Below are 3,849 nucleotides of genomic sequence, written 5' to 3' on the forward strand. Positions count from 1 at the left end.
CTGCCGGCCCACCCTTTGCTGACGACGCGAACGGGGCCTGTATTTCCTCCACCACTGGAGCCGCAAAGCTCTCCTGATGATAGTTGGCCAAGTCGAAGCCGGTGGCCTCCAGCATCTGCCGCACGGCGCGCATGAACGGGTCGGGGCCGCAGCAGAAGATTTCGCGCTCACGGAAGTCTGGCGCCAGCAGCGGCAGCCGTATCGCGTCGATCCGGCCCATATGGCCGAACCAGCCCTCGCGGCTGGACCGTTCCTCGATCATGAAGCCAAGCGTCAGACCCGGCATGCGGCTGCCGAGCAGTTCGAGCTCCTTGCGGAAGATAATCTCCTCGGGCTTTCGCGCGCAGTTGACGAAACTGACATCGGTCCATGGCGCGCAGTCGTTCAGCCAGCGCAACATCGACATCATTGGCGTCACGCCGGAGCCGGCCGAAATGAACAGATACTTGGCCGCTGGATGGCTGTGCAGCGAAAAGTCGCCCGTCGGGCCATAGGCTTTTACATGAACGCCGGGCTTCAGATTGTCGAACATCCAACGCGTGCCGAGACTGCTGGCCTGCGCCTTCACCGTCACCGCGATCGAGAACGGCCGCGACGGCGAGGAAGACAGCGTATAGGTCCGCATCAGCGGGCCGTCGGAGGTCGGCAGTTCCAGCGTCACGAACTGGCCCGGTCTGTAGCGGAACCAGGTCTGGTTGTCGGAGCGGAAGGTGAAGGTCTTCACGTCAGGCGCCTCGTCGCTGACGCCGATCACTTCCAGCACCTGGAGCCTGTCGTTCCATGGCGCCATTTCGTCGAGATGGCGATAGAGCCCGAGGTCAGTCATTGCGTTCATCCCCTTGACCTCGCTCAGGCGACGCTGCGCAACGCCGGCCGGCCGTCCTCGGCAAGGCGCGGTCCGATGAAGGAGGCGTACCATTCGACGAACTGGATGACGCCGCCCTCATGCAGTTCCGAATAGGGGCCGGGCTCATAGGCCGGCGACAGGATGCCGAAAGCGTTTTCCTCGACGATGCGGCGGTCCTGGTCGTTGGTCTCGGTCCAGACATGGGTGAGTTCGGCGAGGTCGTAATCGACGCCTTCGACCGCGTCCTTGTGGACAAGCCATTTGGTGGTGACGGCCGTTTCCGTGGCGCTGATCGGCAGCACGCGGAAGGTGACGGCATGATCGCCAAGGATATGGTTCCAGGTCGTCGGATAATGGTAGAGCAGCAGCGAGCCGATACGGTCGGTGGAAACGCTGTCGGAAAGGTTCTTCTTCACCGCGCGCCTTCCCGTCATCGTATAGCTGACGGCGTCGCGCAGCAGCGGCGCGCGGGTGGCGCGATACTGCCCGGCCGGATCGATGCGGAACTTGCTCGGCAGGCCCGCCGCCTCGCATTTGGCCCAGTGCGCCAGCATATCGGGATCGCTGTCGGCGCCCTGCACGCCGGTCACGGTCGGCGCTTCCGGGAATGTCTTGCACAGTTCTGGATGGTTACCGGCGCAATGGTAGCACTCGCGGTTGTTCTCCCAGACGAGCTTCCAGTTGCCCTTCTCGACGATGGTCGATTCGAAGGCGACCTTTGCCTCGCGCAGCCGGTGCGGCAGGAAGTAGGGCTCGATCATGGCGCGCATCGGTGCGAAATCGGCTGGCTCCTTGGCCAGGCAGATGAATATGTAGCCACTGATACTTTCGCAAGCCACGGGCTTCAGGCTGAACTGGCTCTTGTCGAAGCCGTCCGCCATCTGGCGAGCGAACAAAAGCCGGCCATCCAGCTCGTAGGTCCACTGGTGATAGGGGCAGACGAGTTTCGCCGCCGTGCCCTTGTCGGCGTTGCAGACGCGGCTGCCGCGGTGCCGGCAGGAATTGTGGAAGGCATTGATCTTGCCGTGCTGGTCGCGAACCAGCACGACCGGATAGTCGCCGATCTGGGCGGTGATGTAGCTGCCCGGCTTCGGCAACTCGCAATCATGGCCGACGAACAGCCAGTCGCGATACCAGATCAGCTCCATGTCGAGCTTGAAGAAATCGGGATCGGTGTAGAAGGGCTGCTCGAGTGAATAGCCTTGCCTGCGGCCGTGCAAGAGCCTCAGCATGTCGTTGCGCGCATCCATGTCCTGTCCTCATATTCGTCGTATCGGCCCGAAAATCGGGATCGATTTTCGGAAAGCACGATGCGCAGTTCAAAGTCTTGGAGCGTACTTTGTGCGTCCAAGTGGACGCACGTCGCTCCAAGGACTGAACTGGTGGTGATGGAGGAAGGATCGCTTGCACGCCGGCGACAGGCCAGACATGCATCATCCACCTCTTGACCGCCCACCGCGATCAGTCGAGTCAAAAATGTCTCGGGCTGGTTTCCGGGCTCTGGAGTGTCCTTGCGGACTCATCGCGACACCTTCCCAGGCTTGTGGCCCAGTGGTCTCCCGTTGCGACTTGAACTCCACCACCGTTGCGGGGGCAGCGCCGGGTTCTGACCGGCTTCCCAATTCTCCGCTTCGTCGTCACCAAGCGGCACCTGAGATGGCGTCATCTAATCATGACGGCCGGCTGACTGTCGGCATGAAAACGACATCGTATCCATGCGGCGCGACACGGCCGGCGAAACGTACAGGTTGGTAATTGCAGGGCTGAAACCCCATTTTTTCGGCCACCATTGTCGACCGCCGTGACATCGAATTCTGACCCGGGGCGGAGGCAAAGAAGGTTAACAGTTTCCAAAAGTGACTATTAGCCGCTTCTAAAATCGAACCGAACGGTTCGTTTCTGTTGACAATGCGTGCATGACGCTGTGAACGCAGGTCCGCCGATCCGTCAAATGGGCGAATCGCGCTTTTTGCCTAAATCTTTGAAAGGAAAAAATAAAACAACGCCGATAGAAGCGTCTGGTACAATTTCAAGGTGTAGATTCTTGGTCCACACGGAACAACTTCGTGATTGGAATCTGCCGGATGGCCTTCCCACATCGGGCCTGTCCGAACGACGCGAATTCCTTCCAAGACACGCCGCTAGACGGACGGAAAATTAAGATACTGGAGTACCAAAAATGAAAAAGATTGCTCTTACTGCCGTCGCCGTTCTGGCCATCACCGGCAGCGCCTTTGCTGGCAGCGACAATTATGGGTCCAACGGTGCCAACCAGCCGGCCGCCGCGGTCGACAGCTCTTACACGGCTTCCATTCAGAAGCCGGCTCACGCTGAAAAGCCCGTCGTCCAGGGCGCTGACCGCAACCTTTTCGGCAACAATTAACAGCCGACCCCAAACAGCGGCGGCCAAGTCCGCCGCTCGGGATCTGATAAATCTGGAGTACTAGAAATGAAAAAGATCGTTCTTGCCACCGCCGCCATTCTGGCCATCTCCGGCAGCGCTTTTGCCGGTAGCGACTACTATGGATCGAACGGCGCCAACCAGCCGGCCGCTGCGGTCGACAGCTCGTACACGGCTTCGGTTCAGAATTCGGCTTCGGCGCAGAATCCGGTTCCGGCCGACGAGAAGCCCGTCCATGGCAGCGACCGTAACCACTTCGGCAACAACTAACAGCCTGTTCCAACAGCAGCGGCGGCATTGTCTTTCACCAAGACCGCGGCCGCTGCGCTGATGGGATGCGAAAATCCAGGAGCACTGAAATGAAGAAGATCGTTCTTACCGCCGCCGCACTTTTGATTGCAGCCGGCAGCGCCTATGCCCGCAACGACAATGTTGGCGGGACCGACATCAACAAGCAGGCGACCGTCAACGTCGACAACACGAAGACGTCTTCGGTACGCAACACCGGCTCGCCGGTCTACAAGCTGCTCAATTCGTCGGGCGACGTACAGAAGTCCGCCCCGCACGGCAGCGACCGGAACCTGTTCGGCCGCTAACAGCG

Annotated in this window: 5 protein-coding genes and 1 riboswitch; of the genes, 3 read left to right on the top strand and 2 right to left on the bottom strand. The window is 60.2% G+C overall.

Annotated elements, in window-relative coordinates; genetic code table 11:
• On the bottom strand, positions 1–826 hold an 826-nt coding region (locus E5W87_RS34550; protein ID WP_292408178.1), incomplete at its 3' end, for an FAD-binding oxidoreductase.
• Positions 827–849: 23 nt separating this feature from the next.
• On the bottom strand, positions 850–2,097 hold the full coding sequence (locus E5W87_RS34555) for an aromatic ring-hydroxylating dioxygenase subunit alpha (RefSeq protein ID WP_292408180.1): 1,248 nt from the start codon (positions 2,095–2,097) through the stop codon (positions 850–852).
• A 216-nt stretch (positions 2,098–2,313) separates the two neighbouring features.
• Positions 2,314–2,517: riboswitch (cobalamin riboswitch) on the bottom strand.
• 509 nt (positions 2,518–3,026) lie between these two features.
• Here E5W87_RS34555 and E5W87_RS34560 point away from each other — a divergent pair.
• The 3 genes from E5W87_RS34560 (at position 3,027) to E5W87_RS34570 (ending at position 3,844) form a co-directional block, all read left to right on the top strand.
• Positions 3,027–3,230, top strand: a complete 204-nt coding sequence (locus E5W87_RS34560; RefSeq protein WP_292408183.1) for a DUF680 domain-containing protein — start codon at positions 3,027–3,029, stop codon at positions 3,228–3,230.
• 66 nt (positions 3,231–3,296) lie between these two features.
• Entirely contained in the window at positions 3,297–3,518 is a 222-nt protein-coding gene (locus tag E5W87_RS34565) for a DUF680 domain-containing protein (protein ID WP_292408186.1), read from the top strand.
• An 89-nt stretch (positions 3,519–3,607) separates the two neighbouring features.
• A complete protein-coding gene (locus tag E5W87_RS34570; protein ID WP_292408189.1) occupies positions 3,608–3,844 on the top strand; it encodes a DUF680 domain-containing protein in 237 nt (78 codons plus the stop codon).
• The last annotated feature ends 5 nt before the right edge of the window (positions 3,845–3,849 follow it).

This window comes from Mesorhizobium sp., assembly GCF_004962925.1.
Taxonomy (GTDB): domain Bacteria; phylum Pseudomonadota; class Alphaproteobacteria; order Rhizobiales; family Rhizobiaceae; genus Mesorhizobium.

Excerpts from the sequence above, each read along its gene's own strand:
- E5W87_RS34555 (WP_292408180.1), bottom strand. The coding sequence starts at position 2,097 with ATGGATGCGCGCAACGACATGCTGAGGCTCTTGCACGGCCGCAGGCAA.
- E5W87_RS34560 (WP_292408183.1), top strand. The coding sequence starts at position 3,027 with ATGAAAAAGATTGCTCTTACTGCCGTCGCCGTTCTGGCCATCACCGGC.
- E5W87_RS34565 (WP_292408186.1), top strand. The coding sequence starts at position 3,297 with ATGAAAAAGATCGTTCTTGCCACCGCCGCCATTCTGGCCATCTCCGGC.
- E5W87_RS34570 (WP_292408189.1), top strand. The coding sequence starts at position 3,608 with ATGAAGAAGATCGTTCTTACCGCCGCCGCACTTTTGATTGCAGCCGGC.